The sequence below is a fragment of the Streptomyces cyslabdanicus genome (assembly GCF_052663305.1).
Map to the genome: position 1 here is coordinate 12903 of NZ_JBQRUW010000064.1, position 21988 is coordinate 34890.

General features: G+C 72.3%; 23 protein-coding genes and 3 pseudogenes. 17 read left to right on the forward strand and 9 right to left on the reverse strand.

Annotation, left to right across the window (positions count from 1 at the left end):
• Window positions 1-232: 232 nt before the first annotated feature.
• Window positions 233-3448 carry an alpha-L-rhamnosidase gene (locus ACTYVM_RS32385; RefSeq protein ID WP_445529389.1) on the forward strand — a complete coding sequence of 1072 codons (3216 nt, stop codon included), beginning with the start codon at window positions 233-235 and terminating at the stop codon, window positions 3446-3448.
• 111 nt (window positions 3449-3559) lie between these two features.
• On the opposite strand, the gene cynR is transcribed toward ACTYVM_RS32385, so the two are convergent.
• Window positions 3560-4471 carry a transcriptional regulator CynR gene (gene cynR / locus ACTYVM_RS32390; protein ID WP_445529390.1) on the reverse strand — a complete coding sequence of 304 codons (912 nt, stop codon included), beginning with the start codon at window positions 4469-4471 and terminating at the stop codon, window positions 3560-3562.
• Between the two features lie 124 nt (window positions 4472-4595).
• Here cynR and ACTYVM_RS32395 point away from each other — a divergent pair, with 124 nt between their 5' ends.
• The 4 genes from ACTYVM_RS32395 to ACTYVM_RS32410 all read left to right on the forward strand — a co-directional run bounded on the left by ACTYVM_RS32395 (window position 4596) and on the right by ACTYVM_RS32410 (window position 6939).
• Window positions 4596-5189: a carbonic anhydrase gene (locus ACTYVM_RS32395; RefSeq protein WP_445529391.1), complete on the forward strand. Its 594-nt coding sequence runs from the start codon at window positions 4596-4598 to the stop codon at window positions 5187-5189.
• Window positions 5190-5364: 175 nt separating this feature from the next.
• Window positions 5365-5835: a cyanase gene (cynS, locus tag ACTYVM_RS32400; RefSeq protein ID WP_445529392.1), complete on the forward strand. Its 471-nt coding sequence runs from the start codon at window positions 5365-5367 to the stop codon at window positions 5833-5835.
• Between the two features lie 80 nt (window positions 5836-5915).
• Window positions 5916-6416 carry a nucleoside deaminase gene (locus tag ACTYVM_RS32405; RefSeq protein ID WP_445529393.1) on the forward strand — a complete coding sequence of 167 codons (501 nt, stop codon included), beginning with the start codon at window positions 5916-5918 and terminating at the stop codon, window positions 6414-6416.
• A gap of 10 nt (window positions 6417-6426) precedes the next feature.
• Window positions 6427-6939 carry a nucleoside deaminase gene (locus ACTYVM_RS32410; protein WP_445529394.1) on the forward strand — a complete coding sequence of 171 codons (513 nt, stop codon included), beginning with the start codon at window positions 6427-6429 and terminating at the stop codon, window positions 6937-6939.
• A 118-nt stretch (window positions 6940-7057) separates the two neighbouring features.
• Here the strand turns inward: ACTYVM_RS32410 and ACTYVM_RS32415 are convergent, their stop codons facing one another.
• Entirely contained in the window at window positions 7058-7708 is a 651-nt protein-coding gene (locus tag ACTYVM_RS32415; protein WP_445529395.1) for an ankyrin repeat domain-containing protein, read from the reverse strand.
• A gap of 107 nt (window positions 7709-7815) precedes the next feature.
• Window positions 7816-8034 (reverse strand): annotated as a pseudogene (locus tag ACTYVM_RS32420) (heme-binding protein); the annotation flags it as partial.
• On the opposite strand from ACTYVM_RS32420, the pseudogene ACTYVM_RS32425 reads away from it, so the two are divergent.
• Window positions 8035-8226: pseudogene (locus ACTYVM_RS32425) on the forward strand (response regulator transcription factor); the annotation flags it as partial.
• A gap of 45 nt (window positions 8227-8271) precedes the next feature.
• On the opposite strand, the gene ACTYVM_RS32430 reads toward ACTYVM_RS32425, so the two are convergent.
• Window positions 8272-8727 carry an SRPBCC family protein gene (locus ACTYVM_RS32430; RefSeq protein ID WP_445529396.1) on the reverse strand — a complete coding sequence of 152 codons (456 nt, stop codon included), beginning with the start codon at window positions 8725-8727 and terminating at the stop codon, window positions 8272-8274.
• Window positions 8728-8905: 178 nt separating this feature from the next.
• Between ACTYVM_RS32430 and ACTYVM_RS32435 the strand changes: the two genes are divergently transcribed.
• Entirely contained in the window at window positions 8906-9520 is a 615-nt protein-coding gene (locus tag ACTYVM_RS32435) for a hypothetical protein (protein ID WP_445529397.1), read from the forward strand.
• Between the two features lie 27 nt (window positions 9521-9547).
• Here ACTYVM_RS32435 and ACTYVM_RS32440 read toward each other — a convergent pair whose 3' ends face one another.
• Both ACTYVM_RS32440 and ACTYVM_RS32445 read right to left on the reverse strand, forming a co-directional pair.
• Window positions 9548-10717: a sensor histidine kinase gene (locus tag ACTYVM_RS32440; protein WP_445529398.1), complete on the reverse strand. Its 1170-nt coding sequence runs from the start codon at window positions 10715-10717 to the stop codon at window positions 9548-9550.
• Window positions 10698-11351 (reverse strand): response regulator transcription factor, encoded by a 654-nt coding sequence (locus ACTYVM_RS32445; protein WP_445529399.1) that lies wholly within the window; start codon window positions 11349-11351, stop codon window positions 10698-10700. Before ACTYVM_RS32445 ends, ACTYVM_RS32440 begins: the two co-directional genes overlap by 20 nt.
• Before the next feature lie 131 nt (window positions 11352-11482).
• On the opposite strand from ACTYVM_RS32445, the gene ACTYVM_RS32450 reads away from it, so the two are divergent.
• The 5 genes from ACTYVM_RS32450 to ACTYVM_RS32470 all read left to right on the forward strand — a co-directional run bounded on the left by ACTYVM_RS32450 (window position 11483) and on the right by ACTYVM_RS32470 (window position 15937).
• Complete coding sequence (locus tag ACTYVM_RS32450) at window positions 11483-11998, forward strand: hypothetical protein (protein WP_445529400.1); 516 nt, start codon at window positions 11483-11485, stop codon at window positions 11996-11998.
• A complete protein-coding gene (locus ACTYVM_RS32455) occupies window positions 11995-13323 on the forward strand; it encodes a peptidoglycan-binding protein (RefSeq protein WP_445529401.1) in 1329 nt (442 codons plus the stop codon). The genes ACTYVM_RS32450 and ACTYVM_RS32455 overlap by 4 nt, the downstream gene beginning before the upstream one ends.
• Window positions 13320-14024, forward strand: a complete 705-nt coding sequence (locus tag ACTYVM_RS32460; protein ID WP_445529402.1) for an ABC transporter ATP-binding protein — start codon at window positions 13320-13322, stop codon at window positions 14022-14024. Before ACTYVM_RS32455 ends, ACTYVM_RS32460 begins: the two co-directional genes overlap by 4 nt.
• Complete coding sequence (locus ACTYVM_RS32465; RefSeq protein ID WP_445529403.1) at window positions 14021-15226, forward strand: ABC transporter permease; 1206 nt, start codon at window positions 14021-14023, stop codon at window positions 15224-15226. The genes ACTYVM_RS32460 and ACTYVM_RS32465 overlap by 4 nt, the downstream gene beginning before the upstream one ends.
• A gap of 210 nt (window positions 15227-15436) precedes the next feature.
• Window positions 15437-15937 (forward strand): DUF6083 domain-containing protein, encoded by a 501-nt coding sequence (locus tag ACTYVM_RS32470; RefSeq protein ID WP_445529404.1) that lies wholly within the window; start codon window positions 15437-15439, stop codon window positions 15935-15937.
• A gap of 134 nt (window positions 15938-16071) precedes the next feature.
• On the opposite strand, the gene ACTYVM_RS32475 is transcribed toward ACTYVM_RS32470, so the two are convergent.
• Entirely contained in the window at window positions 16072-16653 is a 582-nt protein-coding gene (locus ACTYVM_RS32475; protein WP_445529405.1) for a TetR/AcrR family transcriptional regulator, read from the reverse strand.
• Window positions 16654-16801: 148 nt separating this feature from the next.
• Here ACTYVM_RS32475 and ACTYVM_RS32480 point away from each other — a divergent pair, with 148 nt between their 5' ends.
• Genes ACTYVM_RS32480 through ACTYVM_RS32495 form a run of 4 tightly spaced genes read left to right on the forward strand, consistent with a single transcriptional unit; the run spans window position 16802 to window position 19436 of the window.
• Complete coding sequence (locus ACTYVM_RS32480) at window positions 16802-17371, forward strand: dihydrofolate reductase family protein (protein ID WP_445529406.1); 570 nt, start codon at window positions 16802-16804, stop codon at window positions 17369-17371.
• Between the two features lies 1 nt (window position 17372).
• Complete coding sequence (locus tag ACTYVM_RS32485; protein WP_445529407.1) at window positions 17373-17564, forward strand: hypothetical protein; 192 nt, start codon at window positions 17373-17375, stop codon at window positions 17562-17564.
• Between the two features lie 18 nt (window positions 17565-17582).
• Window positions 17583-18809: an amidase gene (locus ACTYVM_RS32490; protein WP_445529463.1), complete on the forward strand. Its 1227-nt coding sequence runs from the start codon at window positions 17583-17585 to the stop codon at window positions 18807-18809.
• A gap of 30 nt (window positions 18810-18839) precedes the next feature.
• The gene (locus ACTYVM_RS32495; RefSeq protein ID WP_445529408.1) at window positions 18840-19436 is read left to right on the forward strand and encodes a hypothetical protein; all 597 of its coding nucleotides are present in this window, start codon (window positions 18840-18842) and stop codon (window positions 19434-19436) included.
• 27 nt (window positions 19437-19463) lie between these two features.
• Here ACTYVM_RS32495 and ACTYVM_RS32500 read toward each other — a convergent pair whose 3' ends face one another.
• Window positions 19464-20333, reverse strand: a complete 870-nt coding sequence (locus ACTYVM_RS32500) for an alpha/beta fold hydrolase (RefSeq protein WP_445529409.1) — start codon at window positions 20331-20333, stop codon at window positions 19464-19466.
• 69 nt (window positions 20334-20402) lie between these two features.
• On the reverse strand, window positions 20403-21341 hold the full coding sequence (locus ACTYVM_RS32505; RefSeq protein ID WP_445529410.1) for an RNA polymerase sigma-70 factor: 939 nt from the start codon (window positions 21339-21341) through the stop codon (window positions 20403-20405).
• A gap of 186 nt (window positions 21342-21527) precedes the next feature.
• Between ACTYVM_RS32505 and ACTYVM_RS32510 the strand changes: the two are divergent.
• A pseudogene (locus ACTYVM_RS32510) lies at window positions 21528-21909 on the forward strand (carboxymuconolactone decarboxylase family protein).
• Window positions 21910-21988 lie beyond the last annotated feature (79 nt).

Below are 21988 nucleotides of genomic sequence, written 5' to 3' on the forward strand. Positions count from 1 at the left end.
GTCCGTGCACTGCCGCGGTCTTGCCGAACCCTCCGACTTTCGGGGTCCTTATTGAAACCGTTCAATCAGCTCGCGTCCACTTCACGCGTCGACCTCGCTCGGAGTGAACAGGGGAACATGAGGCACCTGCGAAAGTATCCGCACACTGATTGACCTTCACCCCGCTCGCCCATACGTTACCCACACTCATCGGTACTGAATCGATTCATCCATCTCTGGGCGAGGAGTCGTAGTGATCAGTAGGAGGAGTGTTCTGGCGGGAGCGGCCGCCACAGTCGCGGCGGCGACCCTGGACGCGGTACCAGCGGCGGCCGTACCGGGATCCGGACCTGTCCCGGCGCAGGCGAACGCAGGGCACGGCGGCCTGCGCGTCACGGCGCCGACCGTGGAGTACGTCCAGCAGCCCCTCGGACTCGATGTGCAACGCCCCCGGTTGAGCTGGCCGTTGGCTTCCGACAAGCCGGATATGCGCCAGAGCGCCTATCAGGTCCGCGTCGCCACCACCGCGAAGGGCCTGTCCCGTCCGGACGTCTGGGACAGCGGGAAGGTCGCGTCCGGCGAGTCCGTGCTCGTGCCCTACGGAGGTCCCGGGCTCGAACCCCGGACACGCTACTTCTGGTCCGTGCGCGTGTGGGACGCCGACGGCCGGGCCTCCGGCTGGAGCGAGCCCTCGTGGTGGGAGACCGGCCTCATGGACGCCGGGCAGTGGACGGCCGACTGGATCTCGGCTCCGGCGAGCCTCACGGACGTGCCGTCCCTCGAGGGCAGTTCCTGGATCTGGTTCCCGGAGGGCGATCCGGCGAGCAGCGTTCCGGCGGTCACCCGTTGGTTCCGCGGCATCGCGGAGCTGCCCGAGGGGATCACCGCGGCGACGCTCGTCATCAGCGCGGACGACGCGTACGCCGTCTCCGTGAACGGAGTCGAGGTGGCCCGCACCGACCCGGAGACCGACATCGACGGCTGGCGCCGCCCGGCCGTGATCGACGTACTGGACCGGGTGCGCGCCGGCGACAACGTCATCGCCGTCTCCGCCACCAACGCGTCCCCGGGCCCGGCGGGGCTCATCGTCGTTCTCACGGTCCGTACCGCTTCCGGCGAGCAGAGGACGGTCACCGACGCCTCCTGGAAGGCCGCGGACAAGGAACCTCCGGCCGACTGGCGCGGGCTCGGCTTCGACGACGCCGGCTGGCCGGCGGCGATGGTGGCGGCCCCGTGGGGCGGCGGGCCCTGGGGAAGGGTCGTCCCGGTGTCGCACGCCGTCACCCAGGTGCGCCACGAGTTCCGGCTCGGGCGCCAAAAGGTGTCCCGCGCGCGGCTGTACGCCACGGCGCTCGGTCTCTACGAGGCCCATCTCAACGGCAGCCGCGTGGGCCGCGACCAGCTCGCTCCCGGCTGGACCGACTACCGCACCCGCGTCCAGTACCAGACGTACGACGTCACCACGCTCCTGCGGCCCGGCGCCAACGCCATCGGGGTGTATCTCGCACCCGGCTGGTACGCGGGCGACGTCGGCATGTTCGGTCCCCACCAGTACGGCGAACAGCCGTCGCTGCTGGCGCAGTTGGAGGTGGAGTACACGGACGGGACGAGCGAGCGCATCACCTCGGGCGCCGACTGGCGGGCCGCCTCCGGGGCGATCGTCGCCGCCGACCTCCAGGGTGGCGAGACGTACGACGCGCGTAAGGAGACCCCCGGCTGGACCTCAGCCGGCTTCGACGACGGGAGCTGGCTCGGCGTGCGCGAGGCCGGCGATGTCGGCCCCGGCCTGATCGTCGCGCAGGAGGCCGGTCCGGTACGCGTGGCCGAGGAGCTGACGCCGAAGAAGGTGACCCAGCCCAAGCCGGGTGTCTTCGTGTTCGACCTGGGCCAGAACATGGTCGGCTCGGTACGCCTGCGTGTGTCGGGCACCGCGGGAACGACCGTCCGGCTCAGACACGCCGAGGTGCTCAACCCCGACGGCACCGTCTACACGGCGAACCTGCGGAGCGCGTCGGCGACCGACACGTACACCCTCAAGGGCCACGGGATGGAGAGCTACGAGCCCCGTTTCACCGTCCACGGCTTCCGCTACGTCGAGGTGACCGGATTCCCCGGCACTCCCTCGCCGAAGGCCGTCACCGGGCGTGTCATGTATACGTCAGCACCGTCCACGCTCGACTTCGAGACCGACGTGCCGATGCTCAACCAACTGCACCGCAACATCACATGGGGGCAGCGCGGCAACTTCCTCTCCGTCCCGACGGACACGCCCGCGCGCGACGAGCGACTGGGATGGACGGGAGACATCAACGTCTTCGCGCCCACGGCCGCCTACACGATGGAGTCGGCCCGCTTCCTGTCCAAGTGGCTCGTCGACCTCCGGGACTCCCAGACCGCGGAGGGTGCGTTCACGGACGTGGCGCCGGCGGTCGGCGGGCTCGGCAGCGGCACCGCCGGCTGGGGCGACGCGGGCGTCACCGTCCCCTGGTCCCTCTACCAGGCGTACGGCGACCGCAAGGTCCTGACGGACGCCTGGCCGTCCGTCCAGGCATGGCTGGCGTACCTGGAGAAGAACAGCGACCGTCTGCTGCGCCCGGCTCAGGGATACGGCGACTGGCTGAACGTCGCCGACGAGACCCCCAAGGACGTCATCGCCACCGCGTACTTCGCGCACAGCGCCGACCTCGCGGCCCGGATGGCCACGGAGCTCGGCAAGGACCCCGCGTCCTGCCTCGACCTCTTCGAACGAGTACGAGAGGCGTTCCAGAACGCCTATGTCACCTCCGACGGCAGGGTCAAGGGCGATACACAGACGGCTTATGTCCTCGCACTGTCGATGGACCTGATGCCGGACGGACTGCGGAAGGCCGCGGCCGACCGGCTCGTCACCCTGATCCAGGCCAGGGACTGGCACCTCTCCACAGGTTTCCTCGGCACTCCCCGGCTGCTGCCCGTCCTGACCGACACGGGGCACACCGACGTCGCCCATCGCCTGTTGCAGCAGCGCTCCTTCCCCAGTTGGGGCTACCAGATCGACAAGGGCTCCACGACGATGTGGGAACGCTGGGACTCCATCCGGCCCGACGGCGGATTCCAGGACCCGGGCATGAATTCCTTCAACCACTATGCCTACGGCTCGGTGGGAGAGTGGATGTACGCGAACATCGCCGGTATCTCGGCGGGCCGGCCCGGCTACCGCGAGATCGTCGTCCGCCCCCGTCCGGGCGGAGGCGTCACCTCCTCCCGCGCCACGTTCACCTCGGTCTACGGGCCCGTCTCCGCACAATGGCGGCAGCAGACCGGCCGCTTCACCCTGATGTGCTCGGTGCCGCCCAACACGGCCGCCGAGGTGTGGATCCCGGCATCCACTCCGGAGGCGGTCACCCACACTCACGGGACCTTCCTGCACCAGAAGGACGGCTGCGCGGTCTACCGGGTCGGCTCCGGCACCCACCACTTCACCGTCTGACCGTCCCGCGGGCCCACGGGCGACGACGCGTGCCTGCCTCGCGATGCCGGCAGGTCGTCCGATGAGACGGTCGGTGCCGCCTCATCGGACGACGCACGGGGCACCCGGACGTCACTGCGGGACGTCGGTGTAGCCGCGGGCCCGGACGAGGTCCTGGGTGAGGCGGGTGAAGGCACGGGCGGCGGCGCTCTGGTAGGCGCTGCCGCGCCGCAGCAGGGTGACGGTGCGTGGGGGCAGCGCCGGTTCGAGGGGCACGGGGTGCAGGTGCGGGTGGTCGTGGGTGATGGCGTCGGGCAGCACGGTGGCGATCGGGGTGCGCCGCACGATCTCGACCAGGGCCTGCACGGAGTTGGCCTCCACCGTGACACGGGGCTGCACCCGATGGGCCGCGAAGTGGGCGTCGATATGGCTGCGCGTGGCGAAGTCTCCGTTCAACAAGCCGAGTTGACGATCAGTCAGTTCCTCCACCGGTAGCGGGCGGGACAGGCCCGCCTCGGGGCCCGGGGGGCCGGTGACGAGGCTCAGGGTCTCCGTGAACAGGGTCTGCGCCAGGATGCCGGGCAGGTGGGAACCGGCGAAGGCGATGCCGAGGTCGAGGTCGTCGGCGAGCAGGGCCGACTCAATGCGGTCCTGGGTCAGCTCCTTGACGTCCAAGGTGATGCCGGGGTGCCGGGCGTGCAGTTCGGCGACCAGGGGGCCCACCAGATAGGAGGTGAACGTCGGCGTCGCGGCCAGGCGCAGATGGCCGCGGGTCAGGTCCTGGACGTCCTGGACGGCGCGCCGGCCGGCCTCCAGGTCCCGCAGGGCACGACGGGCGTGGCGCGCGTACGTCTCACCGGCGTCGGTGAGTCGCACGCTGCGGCCGCTGCGGTCCAGCAGCGGCACCCCGACGGTCCGCTCCAGTTGCCGGACCTGCTGGGAGAGCGTGGGCTGGGAGATGCGCAGGTCTTCGGCGGCGCGGGTGAAGCTGCCGTGCTCGGCCACGGCGAGCAGATAGCGCAGATGACGCAGTTCCAGAGCCATGGGAACGATTATAGATGCGACCAATGGGAGACATGGGTACTGCGTCTTGGACTCTATAGGTCCAGGTCATGCAAGGTGGATTCACCGAGCCGGGCAGGCCGGAACCCACCGAAGGGAGTGACTCATGCGCGACCTCGCCCAGGGCGTCACGCGTTTCCAGCGGGACATCCACCCCGCCAAGGCGGACCTGTTCGCCCACCTCGCCGAGAGCCACACGCCGCACACGCTGTTCATCGGCTGCTCCGACGCGCGCGTCGTCCCCGAACTGATCACGGCCAGTGAACCGGGCGAGCTGTTCGTCGTCCGCACCGCGGGCAATCTCGTCCCGTCCCACGCGCCGGGCCCCGACGCGGTGGCGGCGGCCATCGAGTACGCCGTGGCCGTCCTCGGAGTGTCCGACATCGTGGTGTGCGGGCACTCCGGCTGCGGCGCCATGACGGCCCTGGCCGAGGCCCACGACCTGCGCGGGGTGCCGGCGGTCGCCCAGTGGCTGCGGCACGCGGACGCCTCCCGTGCCCGTACCACCGCCCGCGGGGACGTCGCCGCCCTGGTGCGCCAGAACGTGCTCGCCCAGCTGGCGAACCTGGTCACCCACCCCTCGGTCGCCCGCGGCCTGACCGAAGGCACCCTCACCCTGCACGGCTGGGTCTACGACATCGCCACCGGAGGCGTCGAGGACGTCGGCGCCGACCCGCAGGCGACGGCAACCGCGGCCTGACCGCCGGGCCCCGGCCCCACGGCCGACAGCCGACAGCCGACAGCCCACAGCCGGCGGCCCACAGCCCACGCGGCCCACGCGGCCCACGCGGCCCACGGCCCCCATCGTCCCGGCCCTGCCACGTCGCAGTGGTCCGGGTGTCACCCCCACCCCCCACCCCTGAAAGGCACCTCTCATGCCGCACGCCCAGTTCGACCCCGCCGCCCGACAGGCCCTGGCCGTCACCGCCGTGGAGGCCAAGACCCGCAAGGACCTCACCTGGCAGCAGATCGCGGACGCGGCCGGCCTGTCGGTGGCGTTCACCACCGCCGCCGTGCTCGGCCAGCACGCCCTGCCCGAGCCGGCCGCGCAGGCCGTCGGCGCGCTGCTGGGCCTGGACGCCGACGCGGTGGCGCTGCTCCAGACGATCCCGACCCGGGGGTCGATCCCCGGTGGCATCCCGACCGACCCGACCATCTACCGCTTCTACGAGATGCTCCAGGTGTACGGCACCACGCTCAAGGCCCTGGTGCACGAGCAGTTCGGTGACGGCATCATCTCCGCGATCAACTTCAGGCTGGACGTGAAGAAGGTCGCCGACCCCGAGGGCGGCGAGCGCGCGGTGATCACCCTGGACGGCAAGTACCTGCCCACCAAGCCCTTCTGACCGCCCCGATCGGACCGGCTCCGGGGCGGTACGGCCAGCCCGGCCGCCCCGGCTTCCCCCTCCCACGGAAAGGACACGTGATGGACTTCGCACAGCGCACCATCGACATCGCCCGCCGCAACGTCGCCGAGGGCGGCCGCCCGTTCGCGACCGTCATCGTCAAGGACGGCGAGATCCTCGCCGAGAGCCCGAACAAGGTCGCCCAGACCAACGACCCTACGGCGCACGCCGAGATCCTTGCCATCCGCGAGGCGTGCACCAAGCTGGGCACCGAGCACCTCGTCGGCGCCACGATCTACGTACTGGCCCACCCGTGCCCGATGTGCCTGGGGTCGCTGTACTACTGCTCGCCGGACGAGGTGGTCTTCCTCACCAGCCGGGACGCCTACGAGCCGCACTACGTGGACGACCGCAAGTACTTCGAACTGGACAACTTCTACGAGGAGTTCGCCAAGAACTGGGACGAGCGCCGGCTGCCGATGCGCTACGAGCCGCGTGACGCCGCGGTGGACGTCTACCGGCTCTGGCAGGAGCACAACGGCGGCGAACGCCGTGTTCCCGGTGCGCCCACCGCCGTCTGAGGGAGCAGCCATGCCCCTCATCGAACCGAACGCCGCCGAGCTGCGGCACCTGGAGCGCGCGGTCGAGCTGGCGGCCGAGGCGGTGCGGGCCGGGGACGAGCCCTTCGGCTCGGTCCTGGTCGGTGCCGACGGGCAGGTCCTGGCGGAGGACCGCAACCGGGTGAACACTCTGGACGACCGCACCCGGCACCCGGAGTTCGAGCTGGTCCGCTGGGCCACCGCCCATCTGACCGAGCGGCAGCGGGCGGAGGCCACCGTGTTCACCTCCGGGGAGCACTGCCCCATGTGCGCGGCCGCCCACGGCTGGGCCGGCCTCGGCCGGATCGTCTACGCGCACTCGGCGGCCCAGCTGACCGACTGGCTGGCCGAACTGGGTGTGCCGCCCTCCCCGGTGCGCTGCCTGGCGATCCGGGACGTGGTGCCCGGACTGGCGGTGCAGGGCCCGGTTCCCTCCCTGACCGGCCGGTTGCGCGAGCTGCACCGCGCCTTCCACGCCGGCCGGCCGGGCACGGTCGCTCCCTGACAGACCGGCGGCCACGGCCGGGATCTCACTACGGGGTCTTCACGGCTGGGCGGGCACCGCGGTCACTGTGCCCGCACCGCGGTTGTCGCGGTGCGGGCACAGTGACCGGTGTGCCCGCTCATCGCCGCCCGGCCCTGCCCCGTTCCGTGTCCGCCCGCGTCTCCGCCTCGCGCAGCAAGGCCGCGATCCCGCGGAAGCCGCGGCGCTCGGCGTGGGCGCGGGCCGTCGTCCCGTCGGCGTCCGGCAGCAGCGGGTCGGCGCCCGCCCCGAGCAGCACCTCCACCACCTCCTGATGCGTGCGCCCGCCGTCGCCGAGGATCACCGCCTCCAGCAGCGCCGTCCAGCCGAGCCGGTTGACGTGATCGACGTCGATGTCGGTCTCGGCCAGCACGGCCCGTACGTAGGCCACATGACCGCGCTCACTCGCCGGGATCACCGACACACCGCCGAACCGGTTGGTCAGCTTCAGGTCGGGCCCACCGGGCAGCAGCGCGCGCATCATCGCCACGCTTCCGGTGACCCCGGTCACCAGCCAGGCGCTGTCCAGGCGGTCGTCCTGCGCGTTCACGTCCGCGCCCGCGTCGACCAGCACCCGCGCCGCCGCCACCTCGTCGGAGAGGGCCGCTCGCACCAGGGGCGTGCGGCCCTGCTCGTCGCGCGCCTCCCGGTCGGCGCCGGTTGCCAGCGCCTCCCGGACGGCGTCGGCGTCGCCCTGGTGTGCGGCGTCCAGCAGGACGCGATCGGCCGGGGAAGGCGACTTCTTGACCACGACGGAACTCCTCCACGGGATGGCGGCGGACAACAGGGCCGCGACGGCGGCGGCACGGACGGCAAGCAAAGCAGAGGAGCGCAGAGGTGTGGTGCCACGGGGTGGGGTCAGCGCCCGTTGCTGCTCGCCGCGACACCGGCCTGGGCGAACTTCTCGTCCAGGTCGCCGGAGGGGGCGCCCGCGACGCCGATGCCCGCGATCGGGGCGTTGCCGTACGCGACCGGGGCACCGCCCGCCAGGAACAGAGTGCCCGGGACGTCCTTCAGGGTCGGTGCCGAGTCCAGGCGCTTGACCAGCTCGGAGGTGGGCGCGTTCCAGGTGACGGCGGCCTCACCGACCGTGAACGCGACATCCTCGGCCAGCTGTCCCGCGGCCTGACCGACCGGGACATCGCCAAGGCCCTCTTCCTGAGCGAGGCCACCGTCAAGACGCACCTGGGGCGCGTCTACGACAAGCTCGGTGTCGACACCCGCGCGGGCGCCGTGGCCGTCGCCAAGGAGCAGCGTCTGCTGCCCTGAGCACGGCGTCGCCGAGTCGCGGGCCCTCCCCGGTCCTCCTGCCGCTCACCGGCTGTGTTCGGCGTACTCCCGGAAGTGCTCCAGATCGCCGCGGACGAGCCTTTCGATCGCGTTCGCCTGGGCGAAGCCCCGGGGTCCGCCGAAGGCCTCCCGGACGGTGTCGGGGTCGTACTCGAGTCGTGCCTGGACCCGGGTGTTCGCCTGGTCGATGGAGTGCAGGGCGAGGGAGCACCTCAGGTGCGGGGCTCCCGTGGTGTGCCATTCCATCACGCGGTCCCCGGCGCGGTCGGAGACCTCGGCTTCCATCTGCCGTGCGGCTCCGCCCGTCTCGATGTCCAGCTGGGCGCGGCCCCCGGCCTCCGCACGGGCCTCCCGCACGCCGTCCATGAAGCGGGGATAGTTCTCCACCCGGTGGAGACTCTCCCAGGCGCTGTCGATGGGGACTCCGACGTCGATGTGTTCTTCGAGGGTGCTCACGGCGACCTCCCCGGTCCGGCTCACGACGCACGTCCTTCTGCCTCCAGTGTGCGCCCCGCCGGCCGCCGCTTCGCCCCGGACCTGCGCGGCCGTTCCGCCACGGTGGAGCGCACCGCCGCGGTGTGGCCCGATCTGCCCCGGCCTTCGTCCACCGGGCCTCTCGACCGGTGACGGCCCCTTCAGTACGGTGCGCCAAGGGGGTGTGACGACGTCGGAACCGGCTCGCGCGCTGCCGTCCTTCGCCGCCCTTCCGGTGGTGTCCGTCGCCGTCGCCTTCGCCTCCCTGCTCACCGCGCTGTCCGGGCGGTACGGCTACCACCGCGACGAGTTGTACTTCCTCGCCGCGGGCGACCATCCGGCCTGGGGATACGTGGACCAGCCGCCGATGACCCCGCTGGTGGCCCGCGCGGCCCGAGCCGTCTTCGGCGACACGTGTGGATCGCCGGCTGGCTGCGGCTGTGGCGTGCGCGTACCGGCCGAGGAGCGTGTGCGTGCCGTGGTCTTCACGCAGAACTACGGCGAGGCAGGCGCGTTGGACCGCTACGGCCCCGAACGCGGCCTGCCCCGGCCCTACTCGGGACACATGAGCTACGCCGACTGCCGCCGGCCACCGGACACCGCGAACGGGCCCGTGCTCCTCGTGCGGCAGCGGGACGCGTCCGGCGTCGAACAGTTCTTCACCGGCTGCCGCCCGGTCGCCCGGGTCGACAACCGGCACGGCGTACTCAACGAGGAACAGCACGCCGTGATCGCCCTGTGCTCGGGAACGACGGCGCCGTGGTCGAGCCTGTGGCCGACCCTGCGCCACGCCTACTGAGCGTCACCGAGCCCGGGTGCGGGCGCCTCAGCTCTCGACGCGGGGCAGCGCCACCGTGACGGACAGTCCTCCCCGGGGGCCCGGGGCGACGGCCAGCTCGGCGTCGTGCACCGCGGCGACGGCGGAGACGATGGAGAGTCCGAGGCCGTGCCCGTCGGGGTTCCCGGTCCGGGACTCCAGGCGCTGGAAGGGCTGGAACAGGGTGCCGATGCGGTTCGGTGGAATCTCGGGTCCGCTGTTGACCACCCGCAGGAACGCCTGCCCGTGCGCGGTTCCGGTGACCACCCGCACCCAGCCGCCGGGCACGTTGTACCGCAGGGCGTTGTCGATCAGGTTGGCCGCCAGGCGCTCCATCAGCCGGGGGTCGCCCGAGGCCGGCGCCGGCGCGAGAGCCCGCTCCACGCTCGCCTCCTGCGGGCCGCGGTCCCGCAGGACCGTCCCGGCGACCCGTGCGAGGTCGAACGGCTCGCGCCGGTCCAGGCCGCGCTCGCTGCGGGCGAGCATCAGCAGCGCCTCGATGAGGCGTTCCTGGTGTTCGCCGGCGGCCAGGACCCGTTGGCAGACGCGGCGCAGCGAGGGGGCGTCCGCCGCGGGATCGGCCAGCGCGACCTCGACCATCGCCCGTTGCAGGGTGAGCGGGGTGCGCAGCTCGTGGGAGGCGTTGGCGGCGAAGCGCTTCTGCGCGGCGAACGCGGTGTCCAGGCGGCCCAGCAGGTCGTCGATGGTGTCACCGAGGTCCTTCAGCTCGTCGTCCGGGCCGGTGACGGCGAGGCGTTCGTGGAGGTTGCGCTCGGAGATGCGGCGGGCCCTGTCGGCCATCAGCCGCACCGGACGCAGCGCCCGCCCGGCCATCAGCCAGCCCAGGCCCACCGAGACCGCGGACATCAGGCCGAGGGCGATCGCCGACTGGGTGAGCAGCTGCCGCAGCATCGCCTCGCGCTGCTCCGCGGCCCGCGTGCCCATCACCTGGCGCAGCAGTTCGGGGTCGACCGCCTGGAACAGGACGTTCGACCCGCTTCTGGTGGACACGAACAGACGCGGGGTACTGGTGTTCGCGACGAGGAGGTAGGTGATGAGCAGCAGGGCCGCACCGGAGACGAGGAAGAGGGCGCCGTAGAGCGCGGTCAGCCGCAGCCGGACCGTCCAGCGGATGCGGCGGGGCTCGCGGCCCACCGGGTCAGACGCGGTAGCCGGCATGGGGCACCGTCTCGATCACCTGCGGGTCCCCCAGCTTGCGGCGGAGCCGGCTGATCGTGACCTTGACGGTGTTGGTGAAGGGGTCGGCCGCATGGTCCCAGGCGCGCTCGAGGAGTTCCTCCGCGGACACGACGGCGCCACGGGCGGCCAGCAGCAGCTCCAGTACCGCGAACTCCTTCGGGGACAGGTCGAGCCGTACGCCGCCGCGCCGCGCCGTGCGCCGGGCCGGGTCGAGGGTGAGGTCGCCGTGGGTGAGCACCGGGGGCAGGGCGGGCTGGGTGCGCCGGGCCAGCGCGCGTATCCGGGCGATCAGCTCGGCGAAGGCGAAGGGCTTGGTGAGGTAGTCGTCCGCGCCGAGTCCGAGGCCGTCGACACGGTCCTCGACGGTGGTCGAGGCGGTGAGCATCAGGATGCGGGCACGGCCGCCGTCCTCGACCAGCGTGCGGCACACGTCGTCGCCGTGCAGAGCGGGCAGGTCCCGGTCGAGAACGACGACGTCGTAGTCGTGGAGCGTCGCCAGGTACACGGCGTCCCGGCCGTCGAAGGCGAGGTCGACAGCCATCCCGTCCTGCCGCAGCCCGACGGCCACGGTCTCGGCCAGCTCCCTGTGGTCTTCGGCGATCAGTATGCGCATGTCGGACAAGGATGCAGGACGGGAGGTTACACCGGCATAACAGTGGACGTTCCCGTGGTGTAACCGCCTCACCTGTAGCTCTTGGCCCCATGGTCAAAACACACGAACGGAAAGCCGTACGGGCCTTGCCGGTGGCTTCCCTGCTGCTCGCCGGGGCGCTGCTGACGGGCTGCTCGGACTCCTCTCCGGAGCCGGCGGGCGCGGCGGCCTCCGGCAAGGCGAGCGCGTCCCCCACCAGCTCCCAGGACCGGGCGCTGGCCTACTCCCAGTGCATGCGCGACAACGGCGTCGCGAACTTCCCGGACCCGTCCGAGGACGGCGGCATCAAGATCGGCCCGGACAGTGGCCTGGATCCCGGCTCCGGTGAGTTCGAGAAGGCGCGGGAAGCCTGCCAGGACCTGTCCCCGCAGGGTCAGAGCGCCGGCGGTGGCACGATCGACCCGGCGAAGGCGGCCGCGTGGGCGGCGTGCATACGGAAGAACGGCGTGCCCGACTTCCCCGACCCGGAGATCCAGGGCGGCTCCCTACAGATCGACATGAGCGGCCTCGACCCGCAGAGCGGCACGTTCCAGGAGGCGATGCAGGCCTGCCAGGACAAGCGGCCCTCCGGCGGCATCATGATCACGGGCGGCGGGGGCGGCCAGTGACTCTCCAGAACCGCACCAACCACACCGACGCGATCGCACAAGGCGATCACGGCGACCCGATCGACCGGACCGACCGGCTCGGTCACACCGACCCGACCGACATGCCGTCGGCGGTCCGCCCCAACGGCACCGCTCCTTCGGCCGATCCCGCACCCCGCCGGCGCAGGCGGCGGCCGATGCGCACCGCGCTGATCGTGCTCGCCGCCCTGAGCGTCGCCGGGGCCGCGGAGGTGGCCGCCACCGGGGCCCTGGACGGCGGCGGGGACGACCAGCCCTCGGCCGCGCCCTCCGGGCCGTCAAGGACGGCCGAGGTCGAGCTGAGGACGCTGACGCGCACCCAGACCGTGGAGGGCACCCTCGGCTACGGCACCGCGACCCCGGTCCAGGCACCCGGCGCCGCCTCGGGCTCCCCCGGTGGGGACGCGCAGGGCGGCAGGTCCGGGCACAGCGCCGACAGCCCAGGCGCAGGGATCGTCACGGCACTGCCCGGCGAGGGCGACACCATCCGGCGCGGCGAGTCCGTCTACAGCGTGGACGACCAGAAGGTGCCGTTGCTGTACGGCTCGATTCCGCTGTACCGCACACTCCGTGTGGGCAGTGAGGGCAAGGACGTGGCGATGCTGGAGAAGAACCTGGCCGAGCTCGGCTACACCGGCTTCACCGTGGACAACGCGTACACATCCGCCACCGCCGAGGCGGTCAGGGCATGGCAGGACGACCTGGGCCGCGAGCAGACCGGGACCGTGGCACCCGGCGAGGCCGTGGTCGCCCCCGGCGCCCGGCGCGTCGCCGAGGTCGGGGCCGCGGTCGGCACCACGCCCACGGGCGAGATCCTGACCTGGAGCGGCACCGAACGGAGCATCGGCGTCGACCTCGACGTGCGCTACGAGGACCTCGTCGACGACGGCACGAAGGCCACCGTCCGGCTCCCGGACGGCACGTCGGTGGAGGCCACGGTCACCGACGTCGGCACCGCCGCCACCGCCGCGTCCGACGGCAGCGGTGGCGGCCGGGGCTCCGGCGGTTCCGGCGGCTCCCCGAAGGCCACCCTGCCGGTCCAGCTCTCCGTCAAGAACCAGAAGAAGCTGGGGCGTTACCAGGCCGCACCGGTCGACGTGACCCTCGAGGCCGAGACCCGCGAGGACGTTCTCGCCGTACCGGTCGAGGCGCTGACCGCACGGCGGGAGGACGGCTACGCCGTACAGGCCGTACGCGGCGGTCAGGTCGAGTACCTCCCCGTGAAACTCGGCATGTTCGCCAACGGCATGGTCGAGATCTCCGGCGACGGCATCACCGAGGGCCTGGTCGTGGGGGTCCCCCAGTGATACCGCCCGTCGTCGAACTGACCGCGGTGTCCAAGGCCTACGGGGTGGTGGCCGCCCTGGCCGACGCCGATCTGACCGTTCACCGCGGCGAGTTGCTCGCCATCGTCGGACCGTCCGGTTCCGGCAAGTCCACCCTGCTCAACATCATGGGCACCCTCAGCCGCCCGACCTCCGGCACCGTGCGCGTCGACGGCCACGACGTCGGCGCGTTGAGCGACCGGGAGCTGTCCGCGCTGCGCGCCGGCACCATCGGGTTCGTCTTCCAGGCCTTCCATCTCGCCCCCGGCGTCCCGGCCGTGGACTCCGTCGCCGACGGCCTGCTCTACAGCGGCCGTCCGTTGCGCGAACGCCGCCGTCTGGCCGAGGCGGCGCTGCGCCGGGTCGGTCTGGGCCACCGGCTCTTCAACGAGCCGCACCAGCTCTCGGGCGGGGAGAAGCAGCGCGTGGCCATCGCACGCGCCGTGCTCGGCGACCCGCCGCTGCTGCTGGCCGACGAGCCGACCGGCGCGCTGGACTCCCGCTCCGGCGCCGTGGTGATGGAGCTGCTGCACGAGCTGCACTCCGCCGGAACGACCGTCGTGGTCATCACCCACGACCGGGACATCGCGGCCTCGCTGCCGCGGGAGGTCCGCCTCAAGGACGGCCGCGTCGCACACGACTCGGGCGCACCGGCTCCGGCCCGCGACGAGGTGGGCGTATGAGTACCGTGCCGCTGCCGCGCCCCCGGCCCGCGCGGATGAGCCCCGCCGACGTCCTCCGGGTCGGTGGGTCCGGCCTGCGCTCCCGTCCGATGCGGGTGTTCCTGTCCGCGCTGGGCATCGCCATCGGCATCGCCGCGATGATCGGGGTGGTCGGCATCTCCACCTCCAGCCAGGAGGAACTGAACCGCAGACTGGCGGCGCTGGGCACCAACCTGCTCACCGTCTCCCCCGGTCAGACGTTCGCCGGCGGCCAGGCCCGTCTGCCGCAGGAGGCCGTGCGGATGGTCGGCGGCATCGAGGCGGTGGAGTCGGTGTCGGCGATCGGCCGGACGGACGCCAAGGTCTACCGCAACGACCACATCCCGGCGGTGCGGACCGGGGGCATCAGCGTCTGCGCCGCCCGCACCGACCTGCCGAAGACCGTCGGCGCCGAGATCGTGGCCGGCCACTGGCTGAGCTCCGCCGACGTCCGGTACCCGGCCACCGTCCTCGGCGCCCGCGCCGCCGAGCAGCTCGGCGTGTTCCGGGCCGGGGACCAGGTGTGGCTGGGCGGACGGTGGTTCACCGTCGTCGGCCTCCTCGCGCCCAACGAACTCGCCCCCGAGCTGGACTCCTCGGCGCTGGTCGGCTGGCCCGTCGCACAGAGCGAGCTGGGGTACGACGGATACCCGACGACCGTCTACACCAGGGCCGAGGAGGGGGCCGTCGCCGACGTCCAGTCCGTACTCGGCGCCACCGCCAACCCGGAGAACCCCAACGAGGTCGACGTCTCCCGGCCCTCCGACGCGCTCGCCGCCAAGCAGGCCACCGACGACACCCTCGGCGGGCTGCTCCTCGGCCTCGGCGCCGTGGCGCTGCTCGTCGGCGGGGTCGGCGTCGCCAACACCATGGTCATCTCCGTGCTGGAACGCCGTGCGGAGATCGGTCTCAGGCGTTCCCTGGGCGCCACCCGCGGCCAGATCCGCACCCAGTTCCTGTGCGAGTCACTGCTGCTGTCCACCCTGGGCGGCGTCGGTGGCGTGGCCCTGGGCATCGCGGTCACCGTGGGCTACGCCGCCTACCAGGGCTGGCCCTCCGTGGTGCCGCCCTGGGCGATGGCCGGCGGCGTCGGTGCGACCCTGCTCATCGGCGGCCTGGCCGGCTTCTACCCGGCCCTGCGCGCGGCGCGGCTGCCCCCGACGGAAGCTCTGGCCGCGGCCTGACTCCCGTGCCTGCCCTGGAGCACGGGCTCCAGGGCAGGCCCGTACTCCCGGGCGGAGACGGCAGGCAGCGGTGGTGCCGCGGGTGCGGTGTGGTGTCCGTCAGGGCCGACGGACGGCCGCCGGCCGCGCCTGCGTGCCCCGTTCGTTTGCTCCCTCTGCGACCGGAGCGCGCCCTGCCCCGCTCCCCTCCCCTGCTGCACGCTCGGAACCATGGGGGATCCGGATCCGCACGAAGCGGCCTTCACCTCGTTGGGCGACCCCGTCGACCGCGCCGGCACGTGGCCGCCGCTTGCCGGTAACCGGTCGTGGGAGGAGGTCGACCGTGCCCAGGCCGCCTGCGACGGCGCCACGGGGCCCGAGCCGCCTGCTCCGCCCCTGTGCCCGCACTGCGGTCTGGCGGGAGAACGGCGCGCCACGTACACCGGGCACCACGTCCTGCTCGAACCCCGGCACATCGTGCCCGCCCACCTGGTTCCCGGCGGCCACCGCTGGCACGTCGACACCGACGGCACGGCGTGGAACGGCGGCCTGGGCGAACCGCCACCCGGCACCACCTGCCGCATCCCCCATCAACTGGCGTGCCCCGGCCTGACCCTGGACGAGATCGGACCGTGGCGGTGGCTGGCCTCGGTCCGCGAAGAGAACGCGCGACGGGCCCGGCACAGGGCCGATGCCGCCGGCTGTCCCGGGTGCCTGCCCGACACCGGATGAGCGGCAGCACACGTTCAGTGCACGCGGTCGTTCCCGGCGCGGGCGGGGCAGTGGGAATGCCGCAACTGCCCGCGGCGCGCACACCGGTGCTGCGCGTGGACGGCACCTATACCTGCGAGGTGCAGCCCGAATGGTCAGGCGGCTTCTCCCGGCAGCAGTCGCTTCACCATGGCGTCGATCAGGGCGTCGAGCCGGTGCGGCGTGAGGAGTTCCGGGACGGTCAGGTCGTCGACGATCAGTCCCAGCATGGCCAGGTAGAGCAGGACCACCCCGGTGCGGTCGCCGGGCAGGCCGCGCCCCAAATGGAAGTCGATGTTGGCGTCGAGTTCGGCGGTGAGGAAGCACGTGAGTTCCGCGTGGAGTTCGGGCCGCCGGGTGGCCTCCAGGCGCAGTTCGAGCATGGCCAGGTGACTGCTGCGCTCGCGACGCGTGCGGTCGACGAGCTGTGACATCAGGGTCCTGACCAGCTCGTGCGACGGCTGGGCGTCCATCGTGCCGGCCAGTTCGGCCGGATCGGGGGTCAGGCGTTCACGGGTGCGTCCCATGACCTGGGCCAGCATGTCGGCGCGGTTGGCGAAGTAGTTGGACGCCGTCCCGGTGGGCACGGCCGCCTCCTTGTCGACGGCGCGCAGCGTCAGGCCCCGGGAGCCCTCACGGGCGAGGACCTCGATGGCGGCGTCGAGCAACGCGGTGCGGCGGGAAGGGTTCTGACGCAACGACAGCTCCAGGCAAATTCATTGACACCGCTGCGGATGCAGCACTAGGTTCAAACCACTTCAACCACAGTACATCAGATGCAGTGGCATACAGGGGTCCGGACAAACCCCGGCCCCCGCCGCGTCATCACAGAAGAAGAGAGACCGGATGCGCAGACTCACCTACTACGTCGCCGCCACCCTCGACGGCTACATAGCCGCCCCGGACGGCACTTACGACTTCTTCCCCTTCGAAGGGGAGGTCCGGGAGGCGATCCTCGCCGAGTATCCCGAGACCATGCCGGCGCACGTGCGCGGGCCGTTCGGCCTGACCGAAACCCCTCACCGGCACTTCGACACCGTGATCATGGGTCGCGGCACCTATGAGCCCGCCCTGAAGGCAGGCATCACCAGCCCATACGCCCACCTGAAGCAGTACGTCGTCTCCCGCACCCTGACCTCCCCCGACCCGGAGGTGGAGGTCGTCGCCGACGACCCGGCCGAGCTGGTACGCGATCTGAAGAAGCGGGACGGCATGGGCATCTGGCTCGCGGGCGGCGGCAAGCTGGCCGGCGCGCTCCGCGACGAGATCGACGAACTGATCATCAAGCGCAATCCGGTCGTCATCGGCACCGGCATCCCGCTGTTCGACGGCCCGTTCGCCCCGATCGGGTTCCTGCCGACCGCGCGCCGCCACTTCGACTCCGGCGTCAGCATCGTCACGTACACGAGAAAGTGACGTGAGAGCACTCGGCCACCCCTTCCCTGCCGGCGGCCACCGGAGGGGAAACTCGCTCACCGAAGGGCTTGACCTCGTGGTCGAGGGCACGGCGGAACAGGTCGCCGATCCGGCGCTGCTGGAGGAAGTGATCGCGGCGTACGGCTTCGGCCGGGACAACGGGGTGTACACCCGTACGCGGTGGAGGTTCTGAGCGAGGAGAGCGAAGGTGATCAGCACCGGCGAGTACGCGGATCTGTCCGCCCTGGACATCGCGCGTCATGTGCGGCACGGCGACGTGACGGCCGTCGACGTCGCCGGGGCCGCCCTGGCCCGTATCGCCGAAGTCGACCACGCCGTACGCGCGTTCACCGAGGTCTGGGCGGAGCAGGCGCTCACTCACGCGGCCGACGTCGACGCGCGGCTCGCCCGCGGCGCCGTACTGCCTCTCGCGGGTGTGCCGATCGGCGTCAAGACGGGCGAAGGCCCCGGCTCCTACCAGAACACCCGGCTGGTGGCCGCCGGGTGCGTGCCGGTCGGTGCGACCTCGGTGCCGCGTACCGGCCGTGGCTGGCAGACCTACGGGCACACGGACCGGGGTCCCACCCTCAACCCGTTCGACCCGGCGTGGTCACCCGGCGGCTCGTCCGCGGGTTCGGCGGCCGCGGTCGCCGCCGGACTCGTCCCCCTCGCCAGTGGGTCCGACGGTGCCGGATCGGTACGCATCCCCGCCGCATGGTGCGGCATCGTCGGCTTCAAGCCCACCCATGGCCGGCTCCCGGCCCGTGATCGGGCGGGTTTGAACTCGCCCGGCGTCCTGGTGGGCGACCCGCGCGACGCCCTCGCCTATCTCGACGCGGTGGCCGAGCCGCCGGTGCCGGCCGTCCGCTCCACGTACCCGCTGAGAGCCGTCTGGTCGGCCACTTTGGGATACGCGGACACCAGTCCGGCGGTCGCCGCCGTCGCCCGCCGCTCGGCGGAACGTCTCGCGGAGGCCGGACTGGTCACCCTCGCCGAAGACTCCGGCCTGGCGCTCCTCGACCCCGCCCCTGCCTGGACGGCCCTCCGCGCGGGGGTGCCTTCCTCGACCGAGGATGTCAGCAGGGTCGTCACCACCAACGAGGAGCGGCTGCGCGACTGCTTCCGGCGAGCCGACGTCGTCCTCACGCCCACCACGCCTCACCCCCCGCACGGCCACGACGGGCCAGGGGCACGGATGAGCGTCGCCCTGACCTGGGCGTTCAACCTCAGCGGGCATCCAGCGCTCAGTCTTCCGGCGGGGATCACGGCCCAGAGAGCACCTGTCGGTCTCCAACTCGTCGTCCGCCACCACGAGGAGCGACAACTCCTCGACATCGCCGACCGCGCCACCCGTCTTGGCGCCGTCCCCCGGTCGCTCGGGGCGGTTCCGGCACCCGAGCCGGGGCCGCGGCGTTGTCGGAGGGGGGTGACACAGTGACGGACAACCATCGAGAGGAGCGGAAGGACGATGGGGGACTTCTTCGAGCGGATCGTCGATGTCGAGGTGACCGGCGAGGAGGCCGGGCCGCTCGCGGAGCGGATGGTCGACTGGATGGTCACCGAGGGTCTGATCACGCGTGAGACGTCCGGCGACGGGGTGTACAGCGCGAACGTGGACGAGGGCCATGTGCCGGGCGCGAACTGGGCGCGGGCCGTGGCCGACTCCTCCGACCCGAACTGGCGGCCGGGCCCGGTGGCCGTGATCGTCGGCCGCGGCCACCATTGCGGGGGCCAAGGAGAGGACGAGGCGGAGTACGCCGTCTGCCCGCGGTGCGAGACCAAGATCGTGATCATCGACTACCCCGAGTCGTTCGAGGCGGACGAGGAGGTCTGGCGGCCGTTCAGGGACGCCCTCACCGCCTGGAAGGACACCGGTGAGGGCAGCGTCCCCTGCTCCGCCTGCGGCGCCCGGGTCCCGGTCGCCGAGTGGCGGTGGGAGCCCGCTTTCGCGGTGGGCGCCCTCGCCTTCGACTTCTGGGGGTGGCCGCCGCTCTCCGCCCGCTTCTGCGCGGAGTTCAGCCGGCAGTTGGGGCACCGAACGGCGGAGCAGACAGGCAAGTTCTGACACCTGCCCCGCCGGGAAGGCCGGCCGTCAGCGGGCCTCGTCGAGGACCTCGCGCAGCCTGCGTGCGAAGTCCTCGGGCCGGCCGGCGTAGCCGGAGTCGCCGCCGACGAAACCACCGTGGTGGCTGGGGAACACCGTCGCCCGCTGACCGAGCAGTTCGGCCGCCGCCTGTGAGGTGCGTCCGGTGAGGGTGTCGTGGGACTCCTCACCCACGGCGATCAGGACCCGGGTCCGCGCCGCGGTCAGGGCGTCGACGTCGGGCCGGTAGCCGCTGACCGCCCAGGAGCGGTCGGAGAGCAGCGGGTCGTCGCGGGAACCGTCGTCCTCGGCCGGCATCCCGAACGCGACGGGGTCCGGGGCGGGTCGGGCGAAGTAGTCGTCGGTGAACTCGCCCCGCCACGAGGTCATCGCGACGAAGGCCGCCATGCCGGCTCCCCAGCCCCGGTCCTGGTACGCCTGCCGGACGGCGGCCCGGGCGCGCTCGGCGGCCGCGGCGTCGGGAAGTACCGGGATGAGCGGCGGCTCGTGCGCCACCAGGGTGGTCACGTCGTCGGGGTACGCGGCCACGAGGGCGAGCGCGGTCACCGCGCCGCCGCTGCTCGCGAACATCTCGACCGGGCCCGCTCCGAGCGCCTCGATCACGGCGTGCACGTCGACGGCCTGCTGCTCGGGCGCGTGGTCGACCCGGCCGTCCTTGCGGACACTGCGGCCGAGACCGCGCGGGTCGTAGGTGACCACGGTGCGGTCGGGGAAGTACGACGCCAGGGTGCGAAAACCGCCGGCGTCCATGGGCTGGCCGATCATGAGCAGCGGCGGACGTCCGTCGGCGGTCGGCAGCGGACCGTGGACGTCGTAGGCGAGGTCGGCCTCGGGAGTGGTGAGAATCTGAGTCGTCATGACCGTATGGACTGCCACGGCGTCCGGAACTCATCGCTCCTCGGGTCGGGGATTCCACCGGGCCCCGGCTCAGCGGCTGAGGACGCTCTCCCGGTGCATGTGGGAGTGCTTCTCGGGGTTGCGCACGGCGTAGAGCCGGGTGACGAGGCCGCCGTCGATCCGCAGGAGCGTGACGGTGTCGATCGCGCCGCCGATCCGGAGAATCAGCGCCGGGCAGGCGTTGACCTGCGCCGGCCGCAGCGACGCCCCGGTGATCCTGCCGAGTCCGGTGACCAGCAGGCGGCCCACCTTGTCGGCCCCCACGAGGGGCCGCGGCACGGTCTGCCTGACTCCCCCGCCGTCGCCGAGGAGGACGACGTCCGGCGCGAGGACGTCGAGCAGGCTCTGCAGATCACCCGTTTCGACCGCCCGTTGGAACGCGTCGAGCACGTCCCGGGTCTCGGCCGGGGAGACGACCTCGCGCGGCCGGCGTGCCGCGACGTGGGCCCGTGCCCGGTGCGCGATCTGGCGGACCGCGGCCGGGCTCTTGTCCACGGCGTCGGCGATCTCGTCGTACCCGAGGTCGAACACCTCGCGCAGCACGAACACCGCCCGCTCCGTCGGCGTAAGTGTCTCCAGCACCAGCAGCATCGCCATCGAGACGCTGTCGGCCAGCTCGACGTCCTCGGCCACGTCCGGGGCGGTCAGCAACGGCTCGGGCAGCCAGGGGCCGACGTAGGACTCGCGCCGACGGCCGAGCGTGCGCAGCCGGCTCAGCGCCTGGCGCGTGGTGATCCGGACCAGGTACGCACGCCGGTCCCGCACCGTGCCGAGATCGACGGCGGCCCATCGCAGCCAGCTCTCCTGGAGGACGTCCTCCGCGTCGGCGGCCGAGCCGAGCATCTCGTAGGCGACCGTGAACAGCAGGTTGCGGTGGAGGACGAACGCCTCGGTGGCGGGGTCGACGCGTCCCCCGTCGGCGGGCCGACCGGCCGTGTCCCCTGTGCACTCGCTGCGCTGGCTCTTCACCGGCTGCTCCCGCCTGTTCGCTCTCGACGACGCCTCGCGCACAAGACGCCGGTCGCCGCGGCCCTGTGACACCCACGGGGCATGACGCACGTCATATCGGTGATCCGTCACTGGAGCGGGCCGCCGGCATCTCGTGTTCGTCCAGCGCAACGCGACAAGTGAGGAGTGAGGAGTGAGGACGACATCATGAGCACCCGGTTCAACCTGTTCGACAACGAGATCGGCGCCAGGTTCGCCAAGCGGTTCGCCGGCACCGGCCTGGGCGGCGGCCGCCGGTGAAACCGCCGTCCGGCTCAACCTGGTCGCCGTCTGGCGTGAGTCCACGGTGTCCACCGAGGCCGAGCGGGCCGCCCTGGCGCTCGCCGAGGAGGGGACCCGGCTCGCCGACGCCCACCAGGGGGTGTCCGACGAGACCTGGGCCCAGGTGCGCAAGCACTACGACGACGACCAGATCGCCGCGCTGCTCGCCCTGGTCGCCCTGATCAACGCGGCCAACCGGCTCGCCGTGATCGTGCACCAGCAGGGCGGTTCGTACGAGCCCGGCATGTTCGCCGCCACGCTCGACTGAGTGGCGGCCACGTCGGGCCCGGCCGGGATCACCCGATCCTGATCCCGGCCGGGCCCAGACGCCTGCCGGCCCCGGCCGA

Bases quoted from the DNA above. Each gene is read 5' to 3' on its own strand.
- ACTYVM_RS32410 (WP_445529394.1), top strand. From the start codon at position 6,427: ATGCCCCTCATCGAACCGAACGCCGCCGAGCTGCGGCACCTGGAGCGC.
- cynR (WP_445529390.1), bottom strand. From the start codon at position 4,471: ATGGCTCTGGAACTGCGTCATCTGCGCTATCTGCTCGCCGTGGCCGAG.
- ACTYVM_RS32445 (WP_445529399.1), bottom strand. From the start codon at position 11,351: ATGCGCATACTGATCGCCGAAGACCACAGGGAGCTGGCCGAGACCGTG.
- ACTYVM_RS32470 (WP_445529404.1), top strand. From the start codon at position 15,437: ATGGGGGATCCGGATCCGCACGAAGCGGCCTTCACCTCGTTGGGCGAC.
- ACTYVM_RS32405 (WP_445529393.1), top strand. From the start codon at position 5,916: ATGGACTTCGCACAGCGCACCATCGACATCGCCCGCCGCAACGTCGCC.
- ACTYVM_RS32495 (WP_445529408.1), top strand. From the start codon at position 18,840: ATGGGGGACTTCTTCGAGCGGATCGTCGATGTCGAGGTGACCGGCGAG.
- ACTYVM_RS32500 (WP_445529409.1), bottom strand. From the start codon at position 20,333: ATGACGACTCAGATTCTCACCACTCCCGAGGCCGACCTCGCCTACGAC.
- ACTYVM_RS32440 (WP_445529398.1), bottom strand. From the start codon at position 10,717: ATGCCGGCTACCGCGTCTGACCCGGTGGGCCGCGAGCCCCGCCGCATC.
- ACTYVM_RS32480 (WP_445529406.1), top strand. From the start codon at position 16,802: ATGCGCAGACTCACCTACTACGTCGCCGCCACCCTCGACGGCTACATA.
- ACTYVM_RS32465 (WP_445529403.1), top strand. From the start codon at position 14,021: ATGAGTACCGTGCCGCTGCCGCGCCCCCGGCCCGCGCGGATGAGCCCC.
- ACTYVM_RS32395 (WP_445529391.1), top strand. From the start codon at position 4,596: ATGCGCGACCTCGCCCAGGGCGTCACGCGTTTCCAGCGGGACATCCAC.
- cynS (WP_445529392.1), top strand. From the start codon at position 5,365: ATGCCGCACGCCCAGTTCGACCCCGCCGCCCGACAGGCCCTGGCCGTC.